The sequence below is a fragment of the Microbispora sp. H10830 genome (assembly GCF_014161375.1).
In the GTDB taxonomy this organism is placed as follows: domain Bacteria; phylum Actinomycetota; class Actinomycetes; order Streptosporangiales; family Streptosporangiaceae; genus Microbispora; species Microbispora catharanthi.
Window position 1 is genome coordinate 612638 of record NZ_JABBWX010000001.1, and the last position, 26107, is coordinate 638744.

The window sequence follows — 26107 nt, forward strand, 5'->3', positions numbered from 1 at the left end:
CGATTCGGTGGAGGCCGCGCGGCGGCGCCGGGTGATTCCTGCTTCCGTCCGACCGGCCCACGCCGCGTTGGATGTGTCAGTGCGGTCGTGCGTTCTGTCCGCGGGCGGTCCCGGGGGCGGGGGCCTCATGAGCCGTCGCCTTCTTGATCACGGCGGGCGGGAGCAGCACCGCCGGGATCGAAGCCGTCGTCCCGTTGGACACGACGGCCGTGCCGTACACGGTCCTGCCGGCCGCGACCTCGACCGCAAGCCTGGCGGCGGCCGACGCCTGGGCCACGACGTCGGCGCGGACCGTGGCGGTCTGCGTACCGTCCCTGACACGCCCCAGCGCCGCGGGCCGCCCGCCATGCCCGATCAGCGGCACCCCGGCCATTCCCGCCCGCGCCATCTCGGCCGCGACGGCCTCCGCCACCGCGTCGCTCGCGCAGCACACGCCCCCCACCTTCATGGCCCCGCCGAGCGCGGCGACGGCCGCCGCCACCTCGCGCACGGCCTCGTCGGGCCGCGTGAGGTCCCGTTCCCAGCCGATCGTCACCCGGCCGTCGAGCACGGCGTGCAGAGCTCGCTTCACCGTCGCGGCGTACGGATCCGTGGCGGGGCCGTTGAGGAGCAGCACCGGCCCCGCGACCTTCATGGCTCCGAGCAGGGCCAGCGCCTGCTCCCGCCCGACGCGCGCCGGGTCCGTCGCCACATAGGCGTCCACCGGCCCGTTCGCCAGCCGGTCGTACGCGACGACCTTCGCCCCGGACAGCTTGGCCCTGGCCACCCAGGGGGCGACGGTCCCGGGATCCACCGCGCCGAGGACCAGCACCCGCACGCCGTCGGCCAGCATCCGGCCGATCTGCCGCCCCTGCCTGGCCCGGTCGCCCGCGGCGTTCGCGTACTGGACATGACAGCGCGGGCAGAGGGACGCCAGGGCCCGGGTGAACAGAGGCCGGTCGGGTCCCTCGCCAGGGAGCAGCAGGCCGACGGTGAAGCCCTCCCGCACGTCGCCGACCGCTCCGAGTTCCGCTCCTGGCTGCCGCCCGCCCTGCCCGCAGGAGGGAAGGGACATCAGGAGAAGCACACAGACGCCCGCCAGTCGTCTCCCCACGGGGTACCCCCGATTCGTTCCGGAGCCACGTTTCGCAGAGCCGCCTTCTGGAGCGATGTCGCCTCAACAGTCACATACCCGGACATACGCCCCACAACTCTCGCCACGGCAGCCGTACCCCAGCACGGACGATCACGGCAGGGTGATCGAGCCGGGGATTACGCCCACGGCCGAAGGCCGCCGCTCACCTCCGCGCACAGATCCCCACACCCGCTAAGTTGTGAGAGACTCCACCATTGCGGGGCGGTAGCTCAGCCGGTCAGAGCATCGGACTCATAATCCGTGGGTCGTGGGTTCAAGTCCCACCCGCCCTACCACGTACGACCAGCCATCCGCGGTCTCACCTGCGGTTTCGCGGTTGATCAAGCCTGTTCGGACATGCAGCCGACAGCCGCCGGAAGCAGCCGCATGCCACTGGTCGGAACATACGCGGAATGCTCGCGGCGCCGTTTCCCCAGGTGAGCCACGCGATTCCGGCACCTCGCGGAACGATTCCGCGGACACAGCCGCATGATGCAGGTCGTACGGTCGGGCCGCCAGGGGCGAGGCGACCACCTCCGGAGGGAAGGCGTAGCCGCGCGCCTCCCAGACCTTGGAGACGGTCGAGCCTGAGAACGCCTTGCCGCTCGCGGTCCGGAACAGCCGGCCGTTCTCGGCCACGCCGTGTGTCTTGATGTGATCGCGCAGGATCGCCACCAGTTCCGGCGGAATGGAACCGGCCGCGTCTCCTTCTTCTCCCGGCGCTTCAGGCCGCGCTCGTCGTGCGTCTACCCCGAGTCGGTGTGTGAAATTCACTCGAACTCTTCAATCGACGCCAACGCACACGCTACCCTCAGCGCGACTAATGCGATGTCCGGCTCAGCAAATAGCCCACCCATGGTGATACACGCCCCCGACAACCGTCAGGCGCTCACCTTCAATTGGTGGACACGCTGCTTGGACAAACCCATGACACGAGCCGTGTCCGGCTCCGACCAGTGGCTCGTCAGTACTCTCGCGGCCTTGACCGCGAGTTCCGCGGCGCGCTTGGCATGCGTTTCGGCTAGTTCCTTCTCGCGGCTGTATTCCGCCACCACCCCCGCCACCTCCTCGGGAAGATCGAAGACGAACTCCACCGCGGGAGTCTCCTCGGGCCATGCCCAGGCGTGAATCTCCGCCAAGTCGCGCTCTAGTTGGGACAAGGAGCTTGCCACACCGACTCCGTCAACCTCACCGGTAGGGCAGCGCGACACCCACCGTCGGTTCTCGTAGGTGACGACATACGTAATCGTCTTGCTCATCGGCTCATCCTTTCTACGACCGCCTCCAGCCGCTTCACGGCTTCACGAAAGAGCTCAGGATCGCGATCCGGGTCGGCAGGAATCATGACGGGAACCGAGATGACGCCATCCCTGATCACACGCAGCGCACACATGTCGCCCTTGAGGTGGTACAGCCAATCAGCTGTGGCACCTGCGGCCGCAACGATCGTTGCCACCTCGGCGAGCTTCCGCATGTGCGGGGGAAGGATCTCGGTCACAACGAGGATCCTACTACGCTAGGAAGCTTCTTCCTAGCGTAGTAGGAGGCACCCTCCTAGCATGGAAATCTTCCCTGGTCGCAATGTAAATCAGTCGCCGTGCAGACCGTCCGGGTCGCAGTAGTCGATTTTGTCCGTCGGAGTGAAGGTGGAGACGATGATTTCGCGCTTGAACGGCCCGCCCTTCGGCACGTCCTCGGCCGACACCTCGAACGTGAACTGCTGCATCGCGCGCAGCCTCCGGCCCGCGATGACCACCGGCCGCCGGACAAGGTAGATCGCGGCGAACGGGCAGCAGTAGAAACTTCCGTACGGCTCACCGCTCGAATCGGTCGCGAAGGTGACCGCGCCCTGCTGGAGGGCGGCGTCGATCTCGGCCTGGATCCGCAAGGTCTCGGCCGGGTCCGGGTCGTAGTCCCACATCTCCTTGATGGCCTGGCGCGCTCGCGGGTCGGCCTGCCAGTTGCTGCGCCTCTGCGGGTCGGTCAAGCACCACGGGTCGAAGTCGCGCACGTCGACCACGGCCAGGTTGGCGGGCGGTACGGCCTGCCGTACGTCCGGGCCCCGGTAGCCGGCGATCAGCTGCGGCATCGCGATCAGCTGGCCCAGATGGTAGTAGATGTCCAGCGCGCGCTGCAGACGCTGCTCGATCGCCTCGTGCATACGCGGGGCCGGGTCGGTGTCCAGCAGGCCCTCCGCGTAGTCGGCGGCCGTGGCCGCTTCCGCGGCGAGCTGGCGCAGCCGCTCCAGGTCGGCTCTGTGCTGGTCGGCGTCGGCCACAGTCTGCTCGAACGCCCCCAGAGCGACTTCGGCGTGCTGGCGGATCGCACGCGAGGCGGCGAGCATGCCGTGCAGGTGCGGCAGCGGGCAGGGGCTCGCCTCGGCCCACTCGGGCAGGTCGGCCGGGAGCAGTATCTCCTTCTCCACCAGGTAGCGGGAGTTGCCTGCGGCCTGGCGTGCCCGCGACACCCAACCCTCGACCTGTGCGAAGCAGGCGCCGACCTGAAGGCTCGTGACCTGCGGAACGTATCCGACGGTGCGCGGATCCGCCGCGTAGTCGGCGTCCAGCAGGTGCTCCCCGATCGCCTGCAGGACGAACGCGTTCCACGTGCACAGCAGCTGGCCGGCCGCCGCCTGCGGGCCGTGCCACAGGTTGACTCCCTCGGCGGCCAACTTGCTACGCAGGGCCTCCGTCTGCTGCAACTCGGTGTAGACGAACCCGCCCGCGCGCCGGTATGCCTCGAGTTCCTCGGCCGAGACCTCCCCCTTGAAGGCCGCGGCCATCCGCGTCATTAACGACATCTACGCCTCTCCCCGTCTGGTCAGCTGATCAAAAGCGTACGTTCCGGACGCGCACCCTGTGAACAAAACAGCCGACCCCGCCAGCGCACCGCGTCCCATTGCCGGGTGGATGCTCGGTGATTTCGGATGTACGTAGACAGGGGGGTGAAATGAACCGCCACAGCTTTGCATGTGAGTAGGGACAATGAGGTACGCATCGGTAGAAACCGTCACTGCGCGGCACAGAGCGGCATTCATCCAGGAAACTCATAATCCGTGGGACGTGGGAGAGCGCATTTGTCGCCGGGTTCGAAGAGCAGGAAGTCCGCGTCCTTGGCGATCGGAACCGTGCTCTCGGCGATGCCTTGCGCGACCTCCCATGGCGTGCGCTGGAGATCAATGGGTGGGAAACGCTCTCGACCGGCACCTCACGGACGAGCGGCTCGACTGCGGTCATGGAGCCGATGGACAATGCGTAGCCCGGGAGTTCCCAGACGGCAGGACATTCGAGGCCGGCCTCGATGAGCTCGCAAGCCGGCCAACCGGCCTCCAATGCGGTCCCGCAGAGCCGACCCCAGAGAAAATCACCTCGCAGCTCAGCCAACCGATTCACGAGCTCAGGGTCTATGGAGCCTCGTCCTTTTTCCACGGGCTGACGCCGAGTTTCCCGGTGGTGCCGAGATCGAGCTCCGGCGTCACCATCACAGGGCGAGCACCGGCCTTGGCATTCACCCTGACGTACGGCAGGTTCACGGGAGTGCCGACAGTGACGGTGTCGCGCCACATCAGGCCGGCGGACGCGCTCTGGCCCGGCTTCAGGGTCACCGGCTGGGGCGGGTCGTCGAAGCCGGTCACGGTGGATATGCCGCCGCCGCCGTGCAGGACCTCGACACCGGTGACGGGCTTTCTGTCCCCGTCGAGGAGCTGGAGCTGCGGGTAGCCGTCGATGTGGTAGACGCGGCTTGAGCAGTTCTCCAGATGGAGTCCCACGACGCGGAGCCCCATGGCGGCGTCACCGTTGCCCAATGTGACGCGGATTCCGGAGGGCGGGCAGGGACCCGCCGGGGCGGGGGCCTCGTCCGCCGGGACGCTTCTGACCTTGGCGATTCGCACACCCACCGGGGAGGACGTCTGCGGCGGAAGCTCGCCCAAGGCGACCGTGCGCTTCACCGTCTGACCGGGCTTGACCGCTGGAACCGTCTGTTCCGTGCCTGCCAGCACCTCTCCGGAATGGGACACGAACGCGAAGGTGATGGTGTACGTGAACGGTTCGGTTTCGTGGTTGGTGACCTGGAACTCGGCGGAGAACGGCGAGAGGTCGCAGTTGCGGGACCGTCCGCCCAGGCCGGTTATCTTGACGCCGTCCTTCTCCAGATCCTCGGGGCCGCCAGGAAATATCGAAGTGCCGGACGTGGGTGGCGTACCGGTGGACGGGGCACCGCATGAGGGGTCACCGCGCCGGTATGCCGAGTCGGGTCCCTGGGTCTGCTGCGAGCCGTCGCCCCATGCGGCGACCCGCTCCGATCCGCAGGCCGAGAGGAGCAGGACGACGGCGACAACGGCGGAAAGGCTGAGGGGAGTGGTACGCATCCGAGCGTGACGCATAGCAAACCCTAATCCGCCGATCGGCCGTTTCGCATTGCCCGGGCGGCGACCGGACGCCCACGGTGGTGACGGCGTGGCTTCGGGCACCCGCGTGATCAATGAGCAGGCGCGGCCGGGGCCGGATCACGTACCATGAACACGTCCACCTCGTCCTCGGTCTCGACCGTGAACCCGTGCCGCTCGTACAGCCGCCGGGCGGGACTGCCCTGCAGTACGTTCAGCCGGATCAGGGCGCCTTCTCGGTCACACCGCTCCAGCAGCCTGCCCAGCACGGCGGAGCCGATGCCGCCGCCCTGCAGGTCCGGGGCCAGGTAGAAGTGCTCCAACCAATAGGCGCCGTCGGCCGGCCGCAGCGCCACGGAGCCGGCCAGGACACCGCTCACCTCGATCGTCCAGGTGTGCGCCGGTGTGAATCCGGCCCGGAGCCGCTGCCGTACGCGCTGCTCGTCGTACCGGCCGAGCCGCTCGAGATCCGCCTTGAGCACCACGGCCCGCAACTCGGCCACCGCCTCGACGTCCGCCATCGAGGCCGGCCGAAGACTCCAGTCCAGCATGATCCCGATGTTATCGAGCCGGGCTCCGCCGACCTGGGAAGTCTTCTCGCAGGCGCCGGCCCCGGGGCTTCGGGCGTCGGCGTACGGGTGGCCGGCGGCCAGGCCGGCCAAGGCGCCTCGGACCTGCCTGAGACCAGCGCACGGCGCCGAATTCGCCGAGCTATTCACCCCGCTCCGCGGACGCCACCTGGCGCGGCCTTCCCGACGTGGCCTGTGCGAGCAGCCCGTCGACGAGGGCCCGTAGTCCCTGGGGGTAGGTGTCCTGCGCCGACAGCGTTCGCCATCGATCGCCGATGGCGACCAGGCGTGGCATCCGCGACTTGTCGAGGCCGCTGAAGAGAGGGTCGCGGTCGGTGGGTCCTCCGGCGTCCGCCGGTTGGTGAGCGGAGTGGGCGCGGACGAGGATCTCGCCGACCGTGTAGTACCAGATGTGGCGGAAGACGTGCACGGCCTGGTCGGGTGTGCACCCGTGGTCGATGGCTCCGGCCACGATGGTTTCGACCATCCACACTGATTCGCCGAGCCGGCCGATGAACCCGTCGGCCGTGAGGACCTCCGCGGCCCACGGCCAGGCCGCGAGGGCGTCGTGGATCAGGGTGGCGGTCGCGATGATGCGGTCCCGCGGTTCGCCGGGCAGGTCGGGTTGCGGGACCTGGTCCGCGTATTCGGTGATCAGCAGAAGCAGCAGGTCCTCTTTGTCCCGTACATGGTGATACAGGGTCATCGTCCCGATGCCGAGCTCCGCGGCCAGCCGACGAATGCTCAGCTTCTCCCAGCCGTCCCGACCGATGAGCCGCCGAGCCGCGTCCAGGATCTGCGCCCGGGAGGTCACCGGGGGACGGCCGGTGCGGCCGTGCGGGGCATTGCGTCGGGGCACCGTCCCATCATTCCGTCCGGCCACTCCCTTCCGCCAACCGGGGCTTCGGCCGTCGACACCGGACTGGTTCCGATGTACTTTCAGTACGTGTACGAAAAGAACCCCCACGAGAACCGGCCATAGGGCGGAGGAACGGTGACAGACACGAGATCAGCAAGCGGACAACCGGTCGTTCGTACGGCCGCCCGGCCGGGGCTCACCCTTGCCGCGGTGGCCGTGGTGCAGTTCATGGTGTCGGTGGACCTGTCGGTCGTGAACCTCGGACTCCCGCGGATCGCTGCCGGCCTCGGCTTCAGCACAGTGGGCCTGACCTGGGTGATCCATGCCTACGCCCTCACCTTCGGCGGGCTGCTCCTGCTGGGCGGCAAGATCGCCGACCGCTACGGCCACAAGCGGGTCCTGTTGCTCGGGCTCGCCGTCTTCGGCCTCGCCTCTCTCGCCGGCGGCTTCGCGCAGGAGCCCGGCCATCTGGTAGCCGGCCGCGCCCTGCAGGGCATCGGGGCCGCCGCGCTGTCTCCGGCCGCGCTGGCACTGCTGACCGTCACGTTCCCCTCCGGCAGGGCCCGTGTCCGGGCCTATGGCATATGGAGCGCGGTGAACGCCGCCGGCGGCGCCCTCGGCGTCCTGATCGGCGGTGTGCTCACTCAGTACGCGGGCTGGCGCTGGGTGATGTTCGTCAGCGTCCCGATGGCCGCCATCGCGCTGGCCCTGGCCTGGCGGGGCGTCACCGGCGCTCCGCCCAGGGCTCCCGGCGGCCGCCCGGACGTGCTGGGCGGCATCCTGGCCACGGCGGGGATGTCCCTGCTCGTGTTCGGCGTCGTCCGCACCGACCGGTACGCGTGGACCTCGCCGGTCACCCTGACGACCCTGGTGATCGCCGTCGCACTGCTGGCCGCGTTCGTCTACGTCGAGCGGACCACCACCCGCGATCCGCTGATCCGGCTCGGCCTGCTGACCAACCGCTCGGTCGCCGGCGCCAACTCCTACAACCTCCTCCTCGGCGCCGCCATGGCGTCATCCTTCTACTTCGCGTCCCTCTACCTCCAGCAAGTGCTCAAGGCCAGTCCGACCATGGCCGGGATCCAGTTGCTGCCCTTCGCGATCGGTGTGGTCGCCGGCGCCGCGGTCGCCATCAAGCTCGGCTACCGTCTCCCGCTCCGCACCCTGCTGATCATCGGCGGGCTGATGACCGCGACCGGGTTCGCCTGGTTCGGCCTGATCAGTGCCGACGGCTCTTTCCTCACCGACGTCCTGGGCCCGTCGCTCGTCACCAGCGTCGGTTTCGGGCTCTGCCTCGGACCGGTCGTCTCCGCGGCCACCGTGGGTGTCGCACCGAGCGAGACGGGCACCGCCTCCGGTCTGCTCTCCAGTTCACGCCAGATCGGCGCATCACTCGGACTGGCCGCTCTGGGCACGGCCGCCCACGCGCGCACCGGCCAGAGCACCACGATCGAGGGCCTCACCGAGGGATACGCGCTCGGCATGACACTCGGCGCCGTACTCCTGGTCGGTGCAGCCCTCATCGCCTTCGCCGTCCTGCCGCGTACGAACACAGCGACACCGGCGGAGCGCGGCAGCCACGACTTGGTCCCCGAACCGGAATAAGCGGCCATGCCACGCGATCTCGCGGGTGCCGCGCCGCGGTCCAGACGTGTTCTTGTGAATCGGGCCGGGCGGCAGAAGTGTGCGACCCCGTTCGACCGCCGCAGGCAGCGGCGCCAGAACGGAACGTGCGCCGGGCCCGCTTCCTCGACGGCGGTCACGACAACCTCGAGAACCCGCGCGGTTTCGGTCAGCGACTCACCGTAACAACCTGGAAGGGGCCGGAGACGGGACTCCGGCCGAGTATGTGCGATCACAACCAATGCGCCTCAATGATGTGGAAGGAATCCAGCCACCCGCGTAAAGGAATTGTCGGCGCGGAGAAACGGACCGACAACACCTCCGATTACATTTGTTTTCTGTTGCGAAAAGCGGTTGTTTGCGCACTGCTGGGTGACGGGGCCTTTTGTTACCTCTAGCGTGAGAATCAGGGTCTGGATCCAAGGTTCGATGGATCGATTCGCGCTTCGTGCGTCCGGGTGTTCCCCGGCGACGGTCACGGAGTCGACGGAGTGATACTCATGCTCAAGGAAGCACTGGCTGCTGGCGCGATCACGGCGTCGGCCCTCATCGTCCCGGTGACGATGCAGACGCAACCGGTCAATGCGGCCGGCAGCACCGCGCAGGTCATGCAGAACCCGACACAGCCCTGTCCTGGAGGCAGGTGCCGTGGCCGTGAGCGCCAACGGACGTACGGCCACTACGGTCGCGAACGTGGCCGCGAACGGGGCCGATTCGAGGAACGTGGCCGTGAACGAGGACGCGAGCGCGGGCGCATGGAGGAACGCGGGCGCATGGAAGAACGCGGACGCGAACGCGGCCGATTCGAGGAACGCGGACGTGAACGCGGGCGCATGGAAGAACGCGGACGCGAACGCGGCCGATTCGAGGAACGTGGCCGTGAACGAGGACGCGAGCGCGGACGCATGGAAGAACGCGGACGCGAACGCGGCCGATTCGAGGAACGCGGACGCGAGCGCGGACGCATGGAAGAACGCGGACGCGAACGCGGACGGTTCGAGGAACGCGCACCGCGGTAGCGGCATCAGCAGCAGGGAGAGCGAGGCAGCAGCAAGGACCGGATAACCGCACATCGAACCTGCGGGACCCTCCTGCCCCACGAGGCGGTCGCCTCGCGGGGCTCTCCCTTTACAGCCGATTGCGGCACGGCCCGCTCGCCCGCATTTCGGCCGTCGCCGCGAAATCGAATTCCCCGGCCCCCGCGAATGCGCGATTCAGGCCGGCGACAGCGTCGGCCTTATTGCGACGCGGTTCGGCCGGGCGGGATGCGGTAGACGGACACGTGCGAACGCGACTCGGCGGTGAACTCGGTTCCGATCCAGTCGGCGTGCCGGGCTTCCAGCTCGAACCCGGCCAGCTGGGCCATGAGGTCGAGCTCGGCCGGCCAGATGTATCGGTGGGGGCTGCGGAACAGCTGAGCCTGTCCGCTCTCGTCGAACCTGAAATGATGCGACACGAGGTGTTGCCGCAGGAAATCGTAGGTGTCCAGGCCGATGTAGCCGGGCTCGCAATGCCACACCACGGCCTCCTGGCCCGGTGGGAGCTTGCGCAGCTCGGGCACCCAAAGCTCGATCACGAAGCGGCCGCCGGGCATCAGGTGGCGCGCCGCGTTGCGGAAGCACGCGACCTGCTCGGCCTGGGTGAGCAAATTGGAGATCGTGTTGTAGACGAGGTAGACGAGCGAGTACTCCCCCGGAGCCGCAGCGGTCGCCATGTCGCCGGCGACGACCGGGATCTTCGTTTCGTCCACCTTCGTACGTAGCTGGTCGATCATCGGACGGGACAGTTCGATGCCGGTGACGGGCACCCCGCGCTCAGCGAGCGGAACGGCCACACGGCCGGTTCCGATGGCGAACTCGAGCGCCCGCCCGTCCCCCGCGAGATCGGCGAGGCGATCGACGGCCGGCCCGAGGACCTCGGGCGCGAACATCCCGGTGCCCGGCGTGTCGTAGTGCTGGGCGGTGTCGGCGCCCCAGATCTCCTCCTGCCCCATGCTCCCCACGATCACCATCGACGTACGGCGCTGTCCAACGATTTTCCATTCAAGAAATTCAACCATCTGGTTGTGCGTCTGCATCGCCTGCGGCTATTGTCAACCATGTGGTTGAGGATCGATCGGTGCTGGACGAGGTGTTCCACGCCCTGGCTCACGACGCGCGGCGCACCATGCTGCGCCGGCTCGCGGCGGGTGAACTGACCGTCGGAGAGCTCGCCGAGCCGCTGCGGATGTCGCTGGCGGCGGCGTCCAAGCACGTGAAGGTGCTCGAGAACGCCGGACTGGTGCAGCGCACGGTCGTGGGACGCCGGCACGTGTGCCGTCTGCGGTCCGGCCCTCTCGCGAGCGCCGTCGAATGGCTGCGCTTCTACGAGCGGTTCTGGGACGACCGCCTGGACGCGCTGCAACAGGTCCTCGACCCCCCACCCGCGCACACATCCGAGGAGCCGTCATGATCGCTGATTCCGCGACCCACCCCGCCATACGGCGGGAGCGGACGCTGGCCGCACCCCCGCACACCGTCTACCGCGCCTGGCTCGATCCGGACGTCCTGCGGCTGTGGCTCGCGCCCGGCGACCTGGAGTGTGTGCGGGCCGAGGTGGACGAGCGGGTGGGCGGCCGCTACCGCATCTGGCAGGCCTCCTCGGACCGCCCGATCGGCGGCTTCGACGCGCAGCTGCTGGAGCTCGTCCCGGACCGCCGTATCGTCTGGCGCTGGGGATTCGTCGGTCCCGACCGTGAGGCGGGACCGATGTTCGACTCCCTGCTCACGGTCGAGCTGAGCGAGACCGCGGGCGGCGGCACGCACATGACCCTCCTGCACGAGCGGCTCGACGCGCTGGCCGCCGCGCTGCCGCACATCGCCGAGCAGATCGGCGGCGGGTGGGACGGCGTGCTCGACCGGCTCACTGTGGCGGTGAAGCGGTGACGGCGGACCTGAAGCCCGCGGCGGACATGCTCGCCGCGATCATCCGGGACGTCCCCGACGACCGGCTCACCGGGCCGACGCCGTGCGAGGGCACCACGGTCGGCGAGCTGCTCGATCACATCGACAGCCTCTGCGTCGCGTTCGCCGCGGCGGCGCGCAAGATTCCGCTGGAGGGAGGCGGCAGAGCGCCGGTTCCGGACGCGTCCAGGCTGGGCGCGGACTGGCGCGACCGCATACCTGCCCGCCTCGCGGAACTGGCCGAGGCATGGCGGGAGCCGTCCGCCTGGACCGGCACGGCCGAGATCGGCGGCGGTGTGCTGCCGGCCGAGGTCGCCGGGACGTCCGCGCTCGACGAGATCGTCGTGCACGGCTGGGACCTCGCCGTCTCCACCGGCGCGGCCTACCCCGCCGACGATCCCGCTCTCGCCGAGGCCGTGCACCGGGCCTGCTGGTGGGTCGGCGCCGTCGTGGCCGAGCACCCCCAGGGCAGTCCCGGCCTGTTCGGACCGCCGGTGCCCGTGCCTGACGACGCCCCGCCGCTGGACCGGCTGCTCGGCCTCACCGGCCGCGACCCGGCGTGGCGGCCTCGGTGAGACGCGTACGCCGAAGCGCGACGGGAGCGCCTGGAGATCAGATCTGCCGGTCGCGGCCCGCGAAGTATCCGGCCGCGATCTGCGGCACCATGAGGCACACCACGAAGGCCAGCGGCCCCTGCCAGCCGCCGGTGTGCTGGTAGAGCGCTCCGACCAGGATGGGACCGGGGACCGACAGCAGGTAGCCGACGCTCTGCGCGAAGGCGGACAACCGGATCACCGTCGCGCCGTCCCGGCCGCGCATGGCGATCATGGTGAGCGCCAGCGGGAAGGAGCAGTTGGCCACGCCGAGGAGCACCGCCCACAACCAGGGCGCGGCGGCGGGAGCCGCCCACAGTCCTGCGTACCCGGCGAGCCCGAACGCTCCGAGCAGTACGGCGATGCCGCTCTGGTTCCGCAGCCGTCCGGCGACGGCGGCCAGCACGAACGACAGCGGCACCCCGAGCACCGAGGTGACGGCGAACAGCAGGCCGGCGGCCCCGGCGGACAGCCCGGCGTCACGGAAGACCTGGGGCAGCCAGCCCATGATGACGTACGCGGAGGTGGCCTGCAGACCGAAGAAGACCGCGAGCGCCCAGGCCGTGGGACTGCGGGCCACCCGTACGTGCGCCCCGGCCCCCGCGGCGGCGTTCTCACCCGCCGCCCGCCCGGCCTGCTGCTCACTCTGCTGCCCGGTTGGCCGCCGGCCGTCGCGGGCGAGGGCGACCCAGGGCGGCACGGCGACGGCGGCGAGGACGGCCCAGGCGCTGAGACCGGCGCGCCAGTCACCGCCGAACACCCCGGCGAGCGGGACGGTGACGGCGGCGGCGGCCGAGGCGCCGAGGTTGAGGGCCATGGAGTACAGACCGGTCATCATGCCGACCCTGTCCGGGAAGCGTTGCTTGACCACGACCGGCAACAGCACGTTGGCGACCGCGATCCCGGCCAGTGCGAGGCCGCTCAGCGTGAGGAAGACCGGGGTGCTGCCGACGAACGGACGCAGGGCGAGGCCGAGCGCGACCGCCGCAATCCCGGCGAGGACGACGCCCTCCGGTCCGTGCCGGCGGGCCAGGCGGGGTGCGGCCGAGCCGACCAGCGCGAAGCACACCGCCGGCACGGACGTGAGCAGCCCGGCGACGGTGGCGCTCATCCCGAGAGCGGCACGGGCCTCTTCGAGCACGGGCCCGAGACTGGTGACGACGGGCCTGAGGTTGAGCGCGGCCAGCACCAGTGCGGCGACCGCCAGGCGGCGCGTCCAGGTGGCGGACCGGGCACGGCCCTGCCGCTGCTTCACAGGGCTCCGCCGCGCTACATCGCCCTCCGGCACCGCCTTGTCCCGAACCACCGGCTCATCCCGGATCACCCCGTCATGGGGGGTAAGCGAGTCCCCAACCGCCCTGTCATCCACGCGCTGTCATCCCGGAAACCACCTCGTCACCCTTAAACGACCAGGTCATCCTAAAATCAGCGACTTCTTCCGGAATTCACCGGGTCGTTCTGGAGCCGCTCCGACCCTGCCGGCTCGTGATCCCGTCCGTCACATTGTTCCGGTTGGGGGCTTGACACCCCTTTTGTGGCGGAAAAAACTCGGAGCACTCCCGCTCCACAGCACCCCCCAACGGCGGCCCGGTGAGCGCTGGCTCACCGTGCCGCGAAGGAGACAGGCATGAGGCGATTGTTCGCCGTTCTCGCGCTGGTCGCAGGCTTCCTGCTGGCGCCCACGCGTGCCGACGCCGCCGTCGTGGACGTAGCCCCGTCGGCCACCGCCTCCGCCTCCTACACCTCTCCCTGGGAAAGCGTGGCCGCCGTCAACGACGGCATCGACCCGGCTCGCTCCGATGACACGCGGAACCGCCGCTGGGGCACCTGGCCCGAGGCCGGCGAGCAGTGGGCCCAGCTGACCTGGCCGTCCGCCCAGACGATCTCCTCGGTGCAGGTCTACTTCTTCGACGACGGAGGCGGCGTCCGGCTGCCGGCCTCGTGGAAGCTCCAGAGCTGGGACGGCGGAGCGTACGTGGACGTCGCCGCCTCCTACCCCACCGCGGCCGACACCTACAACACCGTCACGTTCCCCGCCGTCACCACCACCCGGCTGCGCGTCGTCCTGCGTAGTGGCCAGGCGTCGGTCGGCCTGCTGGAGATCAGGGCGCTCGCCGACGCCGCCGCCCGGCAGAGCGGCTGGAGCCCGCCCGCCGGCCTGGTCGCGCCGCTCGACGAGGTCTGGCGGCACGTCGAGTCCACCAACACCGACCTGTACGCCTACCGCAACTACGCCTGGGACCAGATCATGGCCAACGGCGGAAGCGTCAACTACTGCGTCCGCTGGGACTCCAGCGCCCCGGTCTCGGCGGAGCTGCGCGACAAGATCCACGCCGCGCTGGCCAGGTCGTTCAAGAAGTGGATGGACGTGATGGCGGGCCACAACGGCTGGCCGTACGCGGACGTGCCGGTGAAGGTGGTCGGCTGGGCCGTACGCGACCGTGCCACGCTGCAGTGGAGCGACGACTCCGTGGACGTGTACGTCGGCGACATGCGCGAGAACGCGCCGCAGTGCGCCGAGCCGTGCGGACGCCTGTTCGACCAGTCGGGCGCCTACCCGGACTGCCCGGGCGGCGCCTCCCACCACTACGACATGTCGCTGTGGCTCACCGAGGGCATGAACGGCGGCATGGGAGGCGCCTGGGGACAGCGCGTCGGCAGCGAGTATCTGGTGGACAACCTCGGCACCGACGACATCCACATTCTCCTCCACGAGATCGGGCACAGCTTCGGCCTCAACGACTTCTACGACTGGACCCCGGCCGGGCAGTGCTGCTTCCTCATGAAGGCGGGCTCCGCCACGTCGATCACCGAGTTCGACGCGTGGATGCTGCGCGACGTATGGCGGCATCTGAAGAACCGCTACGGCTACTGACGCCCTTCCGGCCCCGTCAGGGCGACGCGCGGACGACCAGCGGCAGATAGTGGCGACGGCGGGCCGCGCGGGCGGTCTCGCCGAGGGGGCCCGCGCCTGCCCGGGTCACCGTCACGGGTACGTCGTCCACGGCGATCATCATCCGGCCCTGTGGTGTCGTGTTGAGGCAGGTTTCGACATCTGTCGAAAACAGTCGTGATCAAGACAGAACGGTCGTCCGAAGACATTCGGCACTTGCGTCCCTAGCATCGCCCTCTGCGGGCCGAATCCCCCGGCTCGGATCCCCCCGATGGTTCGTGGAAGGTTTGCCGATGTCCTCATCGCGCCGATTGACGCCTGGTCCCCTCCCGCCGGCCGCATCACGCCGTACGGGAGCCGCACGCCGGGGCGCGGCGGCGCTTGGCCTCGCCGTCGCCACGACCGTCACGGGGCTCGCCGCGAACTCGGCCCCCGCGGGCGCGGCCGTCCCCGTCGGGCCGGTGTTCCAGGACGGCATGGCCCAGCCGGTGTTCTCGTCCAACAGGAACGACTGGATCCGCGAGGAGGTATGGGTCGAGACCCCGGTCGACAGCGACGGCGACGGCCGGGGCGACCGGGTGCACGCCGAGGTCACCCGGCTCAAGGAGACCGAGACGGCCGGCCTGAAGTCGCCCGTCGTGTACGAGGTCAGCCCCTACTACGCCGGCGGCAACCCCATCACCAACCACGACGTCGACCACGAGCTCAACCAGGCGCTCCGCCCGGGCAAGGGCTGGCTGAACCGCGGCGGCACGCTGCTCGACCCGGCGGCCGACGAGCGGCTGGCCGCGGCGACCGCGGACGATGCCGGGGCCGGCGGCGCGGACGCGTCCCTCGCGGCGAGCGGCCCGCAGCCGGTCATCAGCACCAGCCACGAGTCCAACTGGCTGCCCCGCGGTTTCGCGGTGGTCCACGCCGAGTCGCTGGGCAGCGGCAAGTCCGACGGCTGCCCGACCACCGGCGGGCGCAACGAGACCGTCGGCGCCAGGTCCGTCGTCGACTGGCTGAACGGCCGCGCGAAGGCGTACGACGCCTCCGGGCGGGAGGTCAGTGCGACATGGACGACCGGCAAGGTCGGCATGATCGGCACCTCGTACAACGGCACCCTGCCCAACGCGGTCGCGAGCACCGGCGTCGAGGGGCTGGAGGCCATCGTGCCGATCTCGGCGATCTCCAGCTGGTACGACTACTACCGGGCGAACGGCGCCGTCGTGGCCCCCGGCGGCTACCAGGGCGAGGACACCGACGTGCTCGCGGAGTACGTCTACACGCGCGCGGACAAGCAGGTCTGCCGGAGTGTCATCGAGGAGCTCGCGAAGGCGCAGGACCGCGTCACCGGCGACTACAACGCCTTCTGGGACGAACGCAACTACATGAACGACGTGGACAAGGTCCACGCCGCCGTGCTGGTCGCGCACGGCCTCAACGACTGGAACGTCAAGACCAAGCACGCCGCGCAGTGGTACGAGGCGCTCCGGGCGCGCGGGGTGCCGCACAAGATCTACCTGCACCAGGGCGGGCATGGCGGCTCCCCCGGCGTCGACGTGCTCAACCGCTGGTTCACCCGCTATCTGTGGGGTTACCGGAACGGCGTGGAGAACGACCCCCGCGCCCTGGTGCAGCGCGAGGACCGGACCCTGGTGCAGTACGCCGAGTGGCCCGACCCCGCCGCCGCGGACACCGAACTCAACCTGGCTCCCGGCGCCGGCGGCGCGGCCGGCGTCCTCACCCCCGGCAGGACCCGGGCGGGCAAACCGGTGAGCGAGACGATCGTCGACGACGCCACCATACGGGCGCAGACCCTCGCCGACGCCGCCACCTCGACCAACCGCCTGGCGTACAAGTCGGAGGCGCTGACCGCGGCGGCCAGGCTCAGCGGCACCCCGCGGGTGTCGCTGCGGATGTCCTTCGACCAGCCCGCCGCGAACGTCACGGCGCTGCTCGTCGACTACGACCAGAACGGCAAGGCGAAAATCATCACCCGGGGCTGGATCGACCCGCAGAACCGTAAGTCGATCTCACGGACCGAGCCGGTCAAGCCGGGCACGCCCTACCGCCTCGACTTCGACCTTCAGCCGCACGACTACGTCTTCCCGGCGGGGCACCGGATCGGGGTCGTGCTGCTGTCGAGCGACTACGAGTACACCATCCGGCCCGCCCCCGGCGCGCGGCTGCACCTCGACACGACGAAGAGCACGGTGACGCTGCCGATCGTGGGCGGCGCCGGCGCGCTCACCCCCGAGAGCTGACCGTCCTCCTCGCGACACGCCGTCCCCCTCGGCCTGATCGGCCGGCGGGGGCGGCGTGCGTGTGGCTACAGCAGAGCCTCGCGGTGCCGCCAGGCGAGGTCCAGCACGGCCGCGCCCGCCGCCTGCATCGGCTCGTCGCGGACGTACCGCCGCACCGTCTCCGCGTCGAACGGGACGCGGCCGACGACCCGGCCCTCGCTGTTGGACGCGGCGACCTCGCCGAAGACGGCGTCGAACGTCTCCGCCTCCAGCACGGTCGCCGTGAGGAAGTCGGTCGCGAAGGTCAGCGGATCGACCCCCACACCCAGCACGAGGGAGCGCGCCCGCCCGTCCTCGCGGGCGTCCGTCAGCAGCCGGTAGAGCGGCCAGCTTTCGTAGTCGAAGCCGTCGCCGTACTCCTCCCCCCGTCCGAGGAACTCCTCGGCGTACTCGCGGACCACGCACTTCCACAGGTCGAGGTCGGCCTTCTCCGCGCCCGCGGACTCGTGCGCGGGCTGGAACACCCCGACCGGCATGACCTGGAAGAGCCCGCCGGCGTGCGCCACCCGGGCCGGGTCGCGCCAGTGCAGGACGAACGACGTCTCCCCCGTACGGCGGTCGTGGCGCAGCGTGAGCATCGAGATCGCGCAGAGCGCGGGCCGCCGGCGCAGGTCGGTGGGGTCGCCCACGAGGGCGCGGAACGGCGGCTGCTGTCCGCCGCCATACCCGGCGGACTCGTGCGCGGCGAACTCGTGCGCGGCCGCCTCTCCCACGCTCACGCCGTCGAAGTAGCGCGCGCGGGTGAAGGCCAGTTCCGGCCAGGCGACCTCCAGCAGCCGGTAGCAGGTGCGGTCCTCGAAGAGCCGTGGGCGGGCGAGCGTCCCCAGCGCGTCCGGGTAGGCGCCGGCGCCCTCCGGAAGCAGGGCCGCCGCCTCCGGTTCGCGACCCGTGACGGCGGGGGCGGGAGCGTCCTCCACCCATCGGAGCCGCACCTCGCGCAGGTCGAGCGGCGTGGCCGGAATCCAGCCGTCGCTGGTGAGCAGACGGGTCGATCCAGCCCTGGGCGGCCCGGGATAGAGCCGATCCGCCGCCACGGCCAGCTCGTGCCGATGCCCGTCCAGGCGTCGCCGCACCTCGGCCCACTCCGGTCCCGACGGTCGCATCCGCGCCTCCCCGCTCGATCTCACGAGTCCAGCACCCTAGCCGCTCACGCGAGGACCGTACGCAGCGCGCCTTCCAGCTCCGCGAGGCCGGCCTCGCCGAGCGACCGCCAGGCGATGACGCCGTCCGGCCGCACGAGGACGGCTCCGGTCGAGGTGATCCCGTACGCGGCGGGGAACCGGCCGTCAGGGTCGCCGAGCTCCGGCGCGCCGCCGACGACGTACGTCTCGATGGGAACGCGGAGACTCCGCGCGGCCTCGGCCGCCGCCTTCTCCCAGATCCCGCCCTCGGCGCCGGCGAGCACCGTGAACCCGGTGCCGAACAGGTCGCGGGCCGACATCGGCACGCCCTCGCGGCTGAGCCGCACGTGGGGCGCCCGGGTTCCCGGACGTCCCGAGGGCGCGGCCGGATCCTCGAAGAGCGGGCGCTCCTCGCCCGGTTCGCGGACGAACGCGCCGGACGGCGAGACGTACCCGAACAACACGACCGCGGGATCCATGATCTCCGCGACCGTGTCGTCGCGCAGGTGCGGCGCCCGGCGCTGGACCATGTTCGCGTACTGCTGCTCGGCGAGGGCGTCGGCGTACGGGCGGCGCTCGGCGTCGTAGGAGGCGATCAGACCGGGACCCGCCACACCGGCCAGCGCGTACGCGAGCCTCCAGGCGAGGTGATACCCGTCCATGACGGCGGTGTTGCCGCCCTGCCCGCCGGTCGGCGGCATGAGGTGGGCGGCGTCGCCGGCGAGGAGGACCCGCCCGGAGTGGAAGGTGTCGGCGACACGGGTGACATGCTCACCGGAGGACGACCACGCCGCGTTCACGATCGTCACGTCCAGGTCCGGCACGCCGCAGGCGGTGCGGATCATCTCGGTGAGCGCGTCCCGATCGGGTTCCTCATCCGGGCCGAACCCACAGCTCACGACGTACCGGCCCGGGTGGTCGGTGGTGACCACGGTGACCGATCCGCCGGGCAGGGCGGGGTTGCGGAGGTAGAACAGGCCGAAGGCGGCCCCTCGGAGCGTGACGTCGAGATCGGCCTCGAACTGCAGGAACATCGTCCGGGCGGGCCGGGCCGAGGTCCGTCCGTGCGCCGCGATGCCGGCGGCGTCCCTGATCGTGCCCTTGTGGCCGTCCGCGCCGACCAGGTAGCGGGAGGTCACCGTCCGCCGACGCCCGGTGGCGGTGTCGAGGAGCGTGGCGACGACCCTGTCGTCCTCCTGTCTGAAGGTCTCCAGGATGGTGGAGAACCTGATCTCGGCTCCCAGCTGGACGGCCCTGTCGGCGAGGATGCGCTCGGCGCGTTCCTGACTGGTCGCGGCCATCGGAGCAGCGGATAAGCCGGATAAGTCCGGCGCGGTCTGCACGAAGTCGTGCAGGACCCTGCCGGTGACGCTCTCCGCGATCACGATGATGCTCTCGGTCCCCCCGGGCGGCGCGGCCTCCAGGAACCGTCCGGCCACGCCGGCCGTGGCGAGCGCCTCCATCGTCGGAGGCATCTGCCCCCGCGCCTTGGGCTGGGTCGACAGGCCCGCATGGCGTTCCACGACGAGCGCGGGCACCTCGTGCAGACCGAGGAACATCGCGGTGGACAGTCCGGCCAGACCGGCTCCGGCCACGAGGACGGGTGCGGACTCGGTGGTCATGATCAGCCTCCTGAAGGTAAAATTCGTCCGACGCTTGGGAAATCTCGATCGATCGAGATATCTACACTTATGAACGATGTGGAGTATTCGTGTCAACCCACCGATCCGAGGCGCTGCGAGCTCTGATGGAGGCGATGCGCGAGAACGCCGGCCGCGGAGTCGTGCTGCACCAGGCGATCGCGGACCGATTCGGGCTCGGTCCGACCGATCTGAAGTGTCTCGATCTGGCCCGTCACGAGCCGGAGCTCACGGCGGGACGGCTGGCCGAGCTCACCGGCCTCAGCACGTCGGCCGTCACGTCGGTCGTCGACCGGCTCGAACGCGGCGGCTTCGTCGAGCGGCATCGGGACGACCTCGACCGCCGCAAGGTGCTGATCCGTTCGACCGGACGGCACGAGGCGGCGTTGGAGGAGGTCTTCGCCACGGTGGAGTCGGAGTTCCTGGCGGTCGTCTCCGACTACGACGACGAGCAATTGGAGAAGTTCGTCGATTTCGTCCGCCGTCTCAACGCGCGGGCGCACCAGGTGACGGCGGCGCTCATCGCGCGCCCCCGCGCGTGATCACGCCGCCGTACGACACGCAGCGCGTCACACCCGAGCACGCGGGAGCGGACACCGGCGTGCCCCGGTCCGGTACGCCACCACGTACCCGACGGACTCGAAGCCGCCCGCGGATGGCCCGGCACGAACCCGCCGGCCCTGTAGGCACCACAGGACGATCACGAGAAGGCGCGGATCGACGTCCCACGATCTCCCTCACACCGCCGGGTGCCCGTTTCGTTACATTCACCGCCCTTGACCCTCCAACACAGGCGGGTATAAACACATACGAAACAACATCGAAACGGCGGTGAACCAACACGATGTACGCCGAGGAGCGGCAGCAGGAGATCCTGCGGGCGGCCCGCGACGCCGGCCGGGTCGACGTGGTGACGCTGGCCGAGCGGTTCGGCGTCACGACGGAGACGATCCGCCGCGACCTGACCGCACTGGAGCGCGCGGGCGTCCTGCGGCGCGTGCACGGCGGCGCGATCCCGGTCGAGCGCCTGGGGTTCGAGCCCGCCCTGGCCGCCAGGGACGAGGTGATGACGGCCGAGAAGGAGCGCATCGCCAAGGCCGCCCTGGCCGAGCTCCCCGAGGACGGCTCCGTGGTCATCGACGCGGGCTCCACGACGAGCCGGCTCGTGCAGGCACTGCCTCCGGACCGCGAGCTCACCGTCGTCGTGAACTCGCCTCCGCTGGCCACGGTGCTGGCGGCCCGCCCCAACCTGACCGTGCTCATGCTGGGCGGCCGGGTGCGCGGCCGGACGCTGGCGACCGTGGAGGACTGGGCCATCCAGCAGTTGTCGCAGCTCAACGTCGACGTGGCCTTCATGGCCACCAACGGCTGCTCGGTGGCCAAGGGCCTGACCACCCCCGACCCGGCCGAGGCGGCGATCAAGCGGGCGATGATCGCCTGCGCCGATCGCGCCGTCCTGCTGGCCGACCACACGAAGTTCTCCGGCACCTACCTCGCGCGCTTCGCGACGCTCGGCGAGATCGACGTCGTCATCACCGACACCGGGATCGACCCCGACCAGGCCGCCGCGCTGGCCGCCGCCGGACCCGAGGTGGTCCGCGCATGATCCTCACCCTGACCCTGAACCCCAGCCTCGACCGCACGATCGAGGTCGGCGCGCTCACCCGCGGGGCCGTCATCCGGGCGGCCGCCACCCACCTCGACCCCGGCGGCAAGGGCGTCAACGTGTCACGGGCCCTGCTGGCCAACGACGTCCGGTCGTGCGCGGTCATCCCATACGGCGGCAGCGAGGGGCGCCGGCTCCTCGACCTGCTGTCGGCGGAGGGCATCGACATGATCCCCGTGCCGGTGGAGGGCCCCACCAGGTCCAACGTCGCGATCGCCGAGCCGGACGGCACCGTCACCAAGGTGAACGAGCCGGGCACCGCGCTGACCCCCGCCGAGCTGGACACGCTGGCGGGCGCCGTGCTCGACGCCGCACGGTCGGCCGACTGGGTGGTCGCCTCGGGCAGCCTCCCGCCCGGCGTGCCGGTGGACGTCTACGCCGGGCTGTGCCGCCGGTTCGCCGACGCCGGCATCAACCTGGCGGTCGACACGAGCGGCCCCGCCCTCGTGTCCGCCGTGAACGCCGGCCCCGCGCTGGTCAAGCCGAACCGCGACGAGCTCGCCGAGGCCACCGGCACGTCGATCGCCAGAGTCGGCGACGTGCTCGACGCGGTCGGCAAGCTGCGCGCCATGGGCGCGCGGTCGGTCCTGACCAGCCTCGGGGCGGACGGCGCGCTGCTGGTCGAGCACGACGAACAGGTCTGGTACGGCGAATGCGCGGTCGAGGAGCCGCGCAGCAGCGTGGGCGCGGGCGACGCCCTGCTGGCGGGCTTCCTCGCCGCGGGGGCCCGCGGCGCGACGGCCCTCGCCGAGGGCCTCGCCTGGGCCGGCGCGGCCGTGGGACTGCCCGGCAGCCGGATGCCCCGCCCGGCCGACATCGATCGCACACACGTCCGGATCGGTCCCCCCGACCTGTCCCGGCCGCTCACACCACCCCCTCCCTCGGAGCTCGGCGGCGCCTGAGCGCGACGCACCGTCCCTACCGATTCACTCGCTTCGCTCGCTCATACCCGGGGGATGAGCGCCACCCCCCACCAACCGGCCAGCCAGGCCGGTCGCCCCGGAAGGAGCACGTCAATGGCCACGCCCTATACCCCCACCGTCCACGGCACCGGTGTGCGGGCCACGATCCAGCGCTTCGGCGGCCATCTCGCCGGGATGATCATGCCCAACATCGGCGCCTTCATCGCCTGGGGCCTCATCACGGCCCTGTTCATCCCGACCGGGTGGCTGCCGAACAAGACACTCGCCGAGCTCGTCGGCCCGATAATCAGCACCCTCCTCCCGGTGCTCATCGGTTACACCGGCGGCCGGATGGTCCACGCCCAGCGCGGCGCGGTCGTCGGCGCCGTCGCCACGATGGGCGTGGTCGTCGGGGCGGACGTCCCGATGTTCCTCGGCGCGATGATCATCGGCCCGCTGGCCGCGCTGATCCTCAAGTACGTCGACAGGTTCACCGCCGAGCGGACCAAGGCCGGCTTCGAGATGCTGGTCGACAACTTCACCGCCGGCATCGTCGGCGCGGTCATGGCGATCGCCGGCGTCCTCGCCATCGGCCCGGTCGTGGAGAAGGTCACCGAGGTGGCGGGCAGCGGCGTCGAGTGGCTCATCACCCACTCTCTCCTGCCGATCGCCTCGGTCATCATCGAGCCGGCCAAGGTGCTGTTCCTCAACAACGCGATCAACCACGGCGTGCTCGGGCCGCTGGGCGTCGCCGAGTCGGTCAAGCACGGCAAGTCGATCCTGTTCATGCTGGAGTCCAACCCCGGCCCCGGCCTCGGCCTGCTGATCGCCTACCTGCTGTTCGGCCCGAGGTCGCTGCGTCCCAGCACCCCCGCCGCCATGATCATTCACTTCTTCGGCGGCATTCACGAGATCTACTTCCCGTACGTGCTGATGAAGCCGCGCCTGATCCTCGCGGTGATCGCCGGCGGCGCCTCGGGCGTGCTCACCTTCCTGGTCACCGGGGCGGGCCTGGTCGCGACGCCGTCGCCGGGCAGCATCTTCGCCTACATGGCGGTGACCCCGAAGGGCGGCTGGTTCGGCGTGATCGCCGGGATCGTGGTCGCGACGGCCGTCTCCTTCGCCGTCGCCGCCGCGCTGCTGGGCTTCGGCCGCGCCAACGGCGACAAGGCGGACGACCCGGCGCAGGACGCCATCCCGGTCGGCACCGACACCCCCACCACCACGAGCGACGAGAACCGCGACACAACCGGCGAGACGGCGGCCGAGAGCGTGCCCGCCACCAAGGAGGCATAGAACCGTGTCCAGCATCGAGGGCAAGGACGTCCGCAAGCTCATCGTGGCCTGCGACGCGGGCATGGGCAGCAGCGTCATGCTGGCGAGCACCCTGCGCAAGCAGCTCAAGGGCACCCCGGTCAGCGTGGAGCACACCCCGGTCAACTCGATCCCCGGGGACGCCGACGTGATCGTGTGCCACACCGGGCTGGCCGACCGGGCCAGGGCGAGCGCCCCCGGCGTCGTGCTCGTGCCGTTCCAGGTCTTCATCGGCGACCCGGCCGTGGCGCGGGTCGTCACCGCCATCAAGAACGGGGGCACGATCGATGGCTGACCGGGCCGGCACGGCCCCGCTCCCCCTCGATCCCCGCGCCGTACGGACGGCCGCGACCGCAGCGGACATCGAGGACGCCATCCGGCAGTGCGGAGCGGTCCTCCAGGAGGTCGGCGCGGTGGACGGGAGCTACACCGAGGCCATGCTCGAACGCGAGCGGTCGATCTCCACGTACGTCGGCGAGGGCGTCGCCATCCCCCACGGCACGCTGACCTCGAAGGAGGCGGTCCGCCACGACGCCGTCTGCGTGCTGCGCTTCCCCGAGGGCGTCGACTGGCACGGCGAGCGGGTGACGGTGTGCGTCGGCATCGCGGCCCGCGGAGACGGCCACCTGCGGCTGCTGTCGCAGCTCGCCCAGATCCTGCTCGACCCGGACCGCGCCGCGTCGCTGCGCGCGGCCACCGAGGTCGACGAGGTCATCCACCTGCTGCAACCGGACGGAGAGGAAGACTCCGAGTGAAAGTCGCCCGTTTCCACGCTCCCGGGGACATCCGCCTGGAGGAGGTACCCGAGCCCGTCGCCCGCCCCGGCGAGGTCAAGATCCGCGTGCGCAACTGCTCGACGTGCGGCACGGACGTGAAGATCTACCGGTTCGGGCACCACCACATCAGGCCGCCCCGCGTGATGGGCCACGAGATCGCCGGGGAGATCGTGGAGCTCGGCGAGGGCGTCACCGGCTGGAGCCCCGGCGACCGGGTGCAGGTGATCGCCGCGATCCCGTGCGGCCAGTGTGAGGAGTGCCGCCGGGGCCACCTCACGGTCTGCCCCAACCAGGAGTCGATGGGCTACCACTACGACGGCGGCTTCGCGCAGTACATGGTCGTGCCGGCCAAGGTGCTCGCCGTGGACGGGCTCAACCGCATCCCCGACGGGGTGGGGTTCGCCGAGGCGTCCCTCGCCGAGCCGCTCGCCTGCGTGCTCAACGGGCAGGAACTGGCCCGCGTCGGCGAGGGCGACGACGTGGTCGTGGTCGGCTCGGGCCCGATCGGCTGCCTGCACGTGCGGCTGGCCCGCTCGCGCGGCGCGGCCCGGGTGTTCCTCGCCGACCTGAACGCCGAACGCCTCACGATGGCCGCCGACCTCGTACGGCCGGACGCGGCGATCTGCTCGGGCGAGACCGACCTCGTGGACGAGGTGCTCAAGCTCACCGGAGGCCGGGGCGCCGACGTGGTGATCACGGCGGCGGCCTCCGGCGCGGCCCAGCAGCAGGCGTTGCAGATGGCCGCGCGGCAGGGCCGGATCAGCTTCTTCGGCGGGTTGCCGAAGGACGACCCGATCATCGCCTGCGACTCCAACCTGGTGCACTACCGGGAGCTGACCATCGTCGGCGCCAACGGGTCGAGCCCGGCGCACAACGCCCGCGCCCTGCGGCTCATCGCCGACGGAGCGGTGCCGGTCGCCGACCTGATCACCCATCGCCTCGGCCTGGACGAGGTCATGGACGCCATCGACGTCGTCGCCCGCGGCGCCGCCATCAAGGTCACCATCGAGCCCTGAGAGGAACGCGATGCCGGAAAGGACAGTGGCCGTCGCCTCGCGCTCCGGCCTGCACGCCCGCCCCGCCAAGATCTTCGTCGAAGCGGCGGCGCGGCAGGCCGTGCCCGTGCGCATCCGCGTGGGCGACGGGAAGGCCGTCCCCGCCAACAGCATGCTGGGCGTGCTCACCCTCGGGGCCGGGCACGGCACTGAGGTCACCCTGGAGGCCGACGGCCCGGGGGCGGAGGAGGCCCTCGCCGCCCTCGCGGACCTCCTGTCCCGCGACCTCGACGCCGAAGGAGCCGAAGGGGCCCCGGATGCCGGAGCCGCCGGAGCCGCCTGACCGGTGCCGAGGGCGCCCGGCCGGGCGCGTCCCCCGCGCCACCGCGCCGCCGCGCTCCTGCGCCAAAATGAACGCCCGAACT

At 70.7% G+C, this 26107-nt stretch carries 26 protein-coding genes and 1 tRNA gene; 15 read left to right on the forward strand and 12 right to left on the reverse strand.

Going from position 1 to position 26107, the window contains the following annotated elements; translation table 11 throughout:
- Positions 1-76: 76 nt before the first annotated feature.
- Entirely contained in the window at positions 77-1054 is a 978-nt protein-coding gene (locus HHX35_RS02865; RefSeq protein WP_182897432.1) for a substrate-binding domain-containing protein, read from the reverse strand.
- Between the two features lie 279 nt (positions 1055-1333).
- Here HHX35_RS02865 and HHX35_RS02870 point away from each other — a divergent pair.
- Positions 1334-1410 (forward strand) — tRNA-Ile (locus tag HHX35_RS02870).
- Between the two features lie 585 nt (positions 1411-1995).
- Here the strand turns inward: HHX35_RS02870 and HHX35_RS02875 are convergent.
- The 6 genes from HHX35_RS02875 to HHX35_RS02900 form a co-directional block, all read right to left on the reverse strand.
- Entirely contained in the window at positions 1996-2373 is a 378-nt protein-coding gene (locus HHX35_RS02875; RefSeq protein ID WP_139578070.1) for a hypothetical protein, read from the reverse strand.
- A complete protein-coding gene (locus HHX35_RS02880) occupies positions 2370-2612 on the reverse strand; it encodes a hypothetical protein (protein ID WP_182897433.1) in 243 nt (80 codons plus the stop codon). The genes HHX35_RS02875 and HHX35_RS02880 overlap by 4 nt, the downstream gene beginning before the upstream one ends.
- 90 nt (positions 2613-2702) lie before the next feature.
- Positions 2703-3914, reverse strand: a complete 1212-nt coding sequence (locus HHX35_RS02885; RefSeq protein ID WP_182897434.1) for a hypothetical protein — start codon at positions 3912-3914, stop codon at positions 2703-2705.
- Between the two features lie 603 nt (positions 3915-4517).
- A complete protein-coding gene (locus tag HHX35_RS02890) occupies positions 4518-5483 on the reverse strand; it encodes a DUF4232 domain-containing protein (RefSeq protein WP_220504904.1) in 966 nt (321 codons plus the stop codon).
- Positions 5484-5593: 110 nt separating this feature from the next.
- The gene (locus HHX35_RS02895; protein WP_182897435.1) at positions 5594-6052 is read right to left on the reverse strand and encodes a GNAT family N-acetyltransferase; all 459 of its coding nucleotides are present in this window, start codon (positions 6050-6052) and stop codon (positions 5594-5596) included.
- A gap of 160 nt (positions 6053-6212) precedes the next feature.
- A complete protein-coding gene (locus tag HHX35_RS02900) occupies positions 6213-6929 on the reverse strand; it encodes a TetR/AcrR family transcriptional regulator (protein WP_182897436.1) in 717 nt (238 codons plus the stop codon).
- A 210-nt stretch (positions 6930-7139) separates the two neighbouring features.
- Between HHX35_RS02900 and HHX35_RS02905 the strand changes: the two genes are divergently transcribed.
- The gene (locus HHX35_RS02905; RefSeq protein WP_310738866.1) at positions 7140-8534 is read left to right on the forward strand and encodes an MFS transporter; all 1395 of its coding nucleotides are present in this window, start codon (positions 7140-7142) and stop codon (positions 8532-8534) included.
- A 266-nt stretch (positions 8535-8800) separates the two neighbouring features.
- Here HHX35_RS02905 and HHX35_RS02910 read toward each other — a convergent pair whose 3' ends face one another.
- Positions 8801-9652 carry a hypothetical protein gene (locus HHX35_RS02910; RefSeq protein WP_182897437.1) on the reverse strand — a complete coding sequence of 284 codons (852 nt, stop codon included), beginning with the start codon at positions 9650-9652 and terminating at the stop codon, positions 8801-8803.
- Positions 9653-9789: 137 nt separating this feature from the next.
- Entirely contained in the window at positions 9790-10563 is a 774-nt protein-coding gene (locus HHX35_RS02915; protein ID WP_259404690.1) for a bifunctional 2-polyprenyl-6-hydroxyphenol methylase/3-demethylubiquinol 3-O-methyltransferase UbiG, read from the reverse strand.
- 89 nt (positions 10564-10652) lie between these two features.
- Here HHX35_RS02915 and HHX35_RS02920 point away from each other — a divergent pair, with 89 nt between their 5' ends.
- Genes HHX35_RS02920 through HHX35_RS02930 form a run of 3 tightly spaced genes read left to right on the forward strand, consistent with a single transcriptional unit; the run spans position 10653 to position 12069 of the window.
- Entirely contained in the window at positions 10653-11003 is a 351-nt protein-coding gene (locus HHX35_RS02920) for a helix-turn-helix transcriptional regulator (protein WP_182897438.1), read from the forward strand.
- Entirely contained in the window at positions 11000-11476 is a 477-nt protein-coding gene (locus HHX35_RS02925) for an SRPBCC domain-containing protein (RefSeq protein WP_182897439.1), read from the forward strand. Before HHX35_RS02920 ends, HHX35_RS02925 begins: the two co-directional genes overlap by 4 nt.
- Positions 11473-12069: a TIGR03086 family metal-binding protein gene (locus HHX35_RS02930; protein ID WP_182897440.1), complete on the forward strand. Its 597-nt coding sequence runs from the start codon at positions 11473-11475 to the stop codon at positions 12067-12069. The genes HHX35_RS02925 and HHX35_RS02930 overlap by 4 nt, the downstream gene beginning before the upstream one ends.
- A 37-nt stretch (positions 12070-12106) precedes the next feature.
- Here HHX35_RS02930 and HHX35_RS02935 read toward each other — a convergent pair whose 3' ends face one another.
- Positions 12107-13342, reverse strand: a complete 1236-nt coding sequence (locus HHX35_RS02935) for an MFS transporter (RefSeq protein ID WP_220504905.1) — start codon at positions 13340-13342, stop codon at positions 12107-12109.
- Between the two features lie 372 nt (positions 13343-13714).
- Here HHX35_RS02935 and HHX35_RS02940 point away from each other — a divergent pair, with 372 nt between their 5' ends.
- Both HHX35_RS02940 and HHX35_RS02945 read left to right on the forward strand, forming a co-directional pair.
- Entirely contained in the window at positions 13715-14962 is a 1248-nt protein-coding gene (locus HHX35_RS02940) for a discoidin domain-containing protein (protein ID WP_182897442.1), read from the forward strand.
- A 311-nt stretch (positions 14963-15273) separates the two neighbouring features.
- On the forward strand, positions 15274-17229 hold the full coding sequence (locus tag HHX35_RS02945; protein WP_182897443.1) for a Xaa-Pro dipeptidyl-peptidase: 1956 nt from the start codon (positions 15274-15276) through the stop codon (positions 17227-17229).
- Between the two features lie 65 nt (positions 17230-17294).
- On the opposite strand, the gene HHX35_RS02950 is transcribed toward HHX35_RS02945, so the two are convergent.
- Together HHX35_RS02950 and HHX35_RS02955 are read right to left on the reverse strand one after the other, a co-directional pair.
- Entirely contained in the window at positions 17295-18371 is a 1077-nt protein-coding gene (locus HHX35_RS02950) for a transcriptional regulator (protein WP_182897444.1), read from the reverse strand.
- 44 nt (positions 18372-18415) lie between these two features.
- Entirely contained in the window at positions 18416-20011 is a 1596-nt protein-coding gene (locus tag HHX35_RS02955) for an FAD-dependent monooxygenase (RefSeq protein ID WP_259404691.1), read from the reverse strand.
- Positions 20012-20100: 89 nt separating this feature from the next.
- Between HHX35_RS02955 and HHX35_RS02960 the strand changes: the two genes are divergently transcribed.
- The 8 genes from HHX35_RS02960 to HHX35_RS02995 all read left to right on the forward strand — a co-directional run bounded on the left by HHX35_RS02960 (position 20101) and on the right by HHX35_RS02995 (position 26025).
- Positions 20101-20571, forward strand: a complete 471-nt coding sequence (locus HHX35_RS02960; protein ID WP_182897445.1) for a MarR family winged helix-turn-helix transcriptional regulator — start codon at positions 20101-20103, stop codon at positions 20569-20571.
- Between the two features lie 302 nt (positions 20572-20873).
- Entirely contained in the window at positions 20874-21635 is a 762-nt protein-coding gene (locus tag HHX35_RS02965) for a DeoR/GlpR family DNA-binding transcription regulator (RefSeq protein ID WP_139579556.1), read from the forward strand.
- Complete coding sequence (gene pfkB, locus HHX35_RS02970) at positions 21632-22597, forward strand: 1-phosphofructokinase (RefSeq protein ID WP_182897446.1); 966 nt, start codon at positions 21632-21634, stop codon at positions 22595-22597. The genes HHX35_RS02965 and pfkB overlap by 4 nt, the downstream gene beginning before the upstream one ends.
- A 114-nt stretch (positions 22598-22711) precedes the next feature.
- Complete coding sequence (gene mtlA, locus HHX35_RS02975) at positions 22712-23893, forward strand: PTS mannitol transporter subunit IICB (protein ID WP_182897447.1); 1182 nt, start codon at positions 22712-22714, stop codon at positions 23891-23893.
- 4 nt (positions 23894-23897) lie between these two features.
- The gene (locus HHX35_RS02980) at positions 23898-24206 is read left to right on the forward strand and encodes a PTS lactose transporter subunit IIB (protein WP_076431715.1); all 309 of its coding nucleotides are present in this window, start codon (positions 23898-23900) and stop codon (positions 24204-24206) included.
- The gene (locus HHX35_RS02985) at positions 24199-24666 is read left to right on the forward strand and encodes a PTS sugar transporter subunit IIA (RefSeq protein WP_182897448.1); all 468 of its coding nucleotides are present in this window, start codon (positions 24199-24201) and stop codon (positions 24664-24666) included. Before HHX35_RS02980 ends, HHX35_RS02985 begins: the two co-directional genes overlap by 8 nt.
- A complete protein-coding gene (locus HHX35_RS02990) occupies positions 24663-25703 on the forward strand; it encodes a zinc-dependent dehydrogenase (RefSeq protein ID WP_182897449.1) in 1041 nt (346 codons plus the stop codon). Before HHX35_RS02985 ends, HHX35_RS02990 begins: the two co-directional genes overlap by 4 nt.
- A 10-nt stretch (positions 25704-25713) precedes the next feature.
- Positions 25714-26025: an HPr family phosphocarrier protein gene (locus HHX35_RS02995; protein ID WP_182897450.1), complete on the forward strand. Its 312-nt coding sequence runs from the start codon at positions 25714-25716 to the stop codon at positions 26023-26025.
- The last annotated feature ends 82 nt before the right edge of the window (positions 26026-26107 follow it).

What these genes read in the sequence shown, in the direction of transcription:
- HHX35_RS02865 (WP_182897432.1), bottom strand. Translation starts at nt 1,054, where the DNA reads ATGTCCCTTCCCTCCTGCGGGCAGGGCGGGCGGCAGCCAGGAGCGGAA.
- HHX35_RS02875 (WP_139578070.1), bottom strand. Translation starts at nt 2,373, where the DNA reads ATGAGCAAGACGATTACGTATGTCGTCACCTACGAGAACCGACGGTGG.
- HHX35_RS02885 (WP_182897434.1), bottom strand. Translation starts at nt 3,914, where the DNA reads ATGTCGTTAATGACGCGGATGGCCGCGGCCTTCAAGGGGGAGGTCTCG.
- HHX35_RS02890 (WP_220504904.1), bottom strand. Translation starts at nt 5,483, where the DNA reads ATGCGTACCACTCCCCTCAGCCTTTCCGCCGTTGTCGCCGTCGTCCTG.
- HHX35_RS02895 (WP_182897435.1), bottom strand. Translation starts at nt 6,052, where the DNA reads ATGCTGGACTGGAGTCTTCGGCCGGCCTCGATGGCGGACGTCGAGGCG.
- HHX35_RS02915 (WP_259404690.1), bottom strand. Translation starts at nt 10,563, where the DNA reads ATGGTGATCGTGGGGAGCATGGGGCAGGAGGAGATCTGGGGCGCCGAC.
- HHX35_RS02925 (WP_182897439.1), top strand. Translation starts at nt 11,000, where the DNA reads ATGATCGCTGATTCCGCGACCCACCCCGCCATACGGCGGGAGCGGACG.
- HHX35_RS02940 (WP_182897442.1), top strand. Translation starts at nt 13,715, where the DNA reads ATGAGGCGATTGTTCGCCGTTCTCGCGCTGGTCGCAGGCTTCCTGCTG.
- HHX35_RS02945 (WP_182897443.1), top strand. Translation starts at nt 15,274, where the DNA reads ATGTCCTCATCGCGCCGATTGACGCCTGGTCCCCTCCCGCCGGCCGCA.
- HHX35_RS02950 (WP_182897444.1), bottom strand. Translation starts at nt 18,371, where the DNA reads ATGCGACCGTCGGGACCGGAGTGGGCCGAGGTGCGGCGACGCCTGGAC.
- HHX35_RS02955 (WP_259404691.1), bottom strand. Translation starts at nt 20,011, where the DNA reads ATGACCACCGAGTCCGCACCCGTCCTCGTGGCCGGAGCCGGTCTGGCC.
- HHX35_RS02965 (WP_139579556.1), top strand. Translation starts at nt 20,874, where the DNA reads ATGTACGCCGAGGAGCGGCAGCAGGAGATCCTGCGGGCGGCCCGCGAC.
- pfkB (WP_182897446.1), top strand. Translation starts at nt 21,632, where the DNA reads ATGATCCTCACCCTGACCCTGAACCCCAGCCTCGACCGCACGATCGAG.
- mtlA (WP_182897447.1), top strand. Translation starts at nt 22,712, where the DNA reads ATGGCCACGCCCTATACCCCCACCGTCCACGGCACCGGTGTGCGGGCC.
- HHX35_RS02985 (WP_182897448.1), top strand. Translation starts at nt 24,199, where the DNA reads ATGGCTGACCGGGCCGGCACGGCCCCGCTCCCCCTCGATCCCCGCGCC.
- HHX35_RS02995 (WP_182897450.1), top strand. Translation starts at nt 25,714, where the DNA reads ATGCCGGAAAGGACAGTGGCCGTCGCCTCGCGCTCCGGCCTGCACGCC.